The sequence below is a fragment of the Maritimimonas sp. 2405UD52-3 genome (genome assembly GCF_056591715.1).
The window spans coordinates 1-1,329 of the sequence record NZ_JBWQOL010000015.1 but is presented as its reverse complement, the minus strand read 5'-3'; the positions used below and the strand labels follow the sequence as shown (position 1 = coordinate 1,329).

At 35.1% G+C, this 1,329-nt stretch carries 2 protein-coding genes; both read left to right on the top strand.

Going from position 1 to position 1,329, the window contains the following annotated elements; translation table 11 throughout:
• Nucleotides 1–292 (top strand): hypothetical protein (locus tag AC1EU5_RS15960; RefSeq protein ID WP_480193416.1); only part of this gene is annotated, 292 nt, incomplete at its 5' end.
• Nucleotides 293–402: 110 nt separating this feature from the next.
• Nucleotides 403–1,224, top strand: coding sequence for a hypothetical protein (locus AC1EU5_RS15955; RefSeq protein WP_480193415.1), 822 nt, complete (start codon nt 403–405; stop codon nt 1,222–1,224).
• The last annotated feature ends 105 nt before the right edge of the window (nt 1,225–1,329 follow it).

Below are 1,329 nucleotides of genomic sequence, written 5' to 3'. Positions count from 1 at the left end.
GAGGCTGCACCTCACTAAGCCATACACAGGTGACGTTGTAGTGCATTCAGCTAAAGCTGACTTTTGTTGCTGCGTGCTTCGCACTCCCTCCCCAAAAGAAATGCACTACAATGACCTGCTAAACCAAATTGCAATACCTCACTGGAGTAATACAACAGCTTTAGATGGGTATCTAACCAAAACGACACTACAACATAAACTAAATGCAATTTGGATCTGTTTCTTGAATTCTCAATCTAATAAATTCTACAATCAACGCTTCACTAACGCGAAGCTAATCGATAATCAATAATTCGAGACTATAAGGAAGTCGCCTTCTCAAATTATTGATAAAGAATTTATTATCTTTTCATTCGCAAAACAGAACTGCGTTTAGCAGGTCATTGTGCGTAATTAGAGAAAATGAACAAAATTTCAATAGACCGATTTGAGAACAAACCAGAATTTACTTCTGATTTGGCAGATTTTGACAATTCTAAAACGGAATTGCATATTCGTGCGGATGTTAAAAATCGAGAACTCTTAAAGGAACTGAATATTGAAAAACTTTGGTTAATTGGAGCAAAAGAGAAAGATATTGAACAGATTTTCTCGTTTCAACAACCAAAGTATGTTAGCCTTTATCAATTCCTTGCCAAGGATTTGAGTTGTTTAGAAACTTTAGAAAAATGTGAAACTCTGGTAACTGAATGGAATACAAAAGCAACTGGACTTTGGAATATAAAATCTAAACCGAACTTAAATAAATTGGCAATTAGAGACTATTCTAAAATTTCAGACTTGTCAGCTTTGGGCAAAGCAACTCAAATTAAAAGTCTTTCTTTGGATGGTGGAATTGATAAAAAACTAGAAGTGGACACTTTAAAACCCTTATCAGGATTGACACAACTGGAATATTTGAGGTTAAGTAACATAAAAGTGGCTGACGAATCTTTGGAACCAATTGGTGAATTGAAAGGATTAAAATTGCTCGAACTATCAAATCAATTTCCTACTAAAGAATATGCAAACCTTGCAGTCAAATTGACCAATACAGAATGCTTAAGATTTAAGGCTCATAATGAAGTTGAATTAAAAGATGAAAATGGAAATTTGGTTTATGATACAATGGTTACGGGAAAAAGAAAACCGTTTCTGTTATCGACAAAAGACGAGGCTCGAATAGAGAAATACGAAAAGGAATTTGAAAAACTAAAAAATAACTACGCACAACAATGGCTATAAGTAATTGCTGGTTCTCGCCTACTTCTGAAAATCCTCGCGGATTTTCAGTTAGGTGCGTACTTGCAAAGTTAACTGCTAAACCACGCAACTACTCATAGCCGAGAC

Excerpts from the sequence above, each read along its gene's own strand:
- AC1EU5_RS15955 (WP_480193415.1), top strand. The coding sequence starts at position 403 with ATGAACAAAATTTCAATAGACCGATTTGAGAACAAACCAGAATTTACT.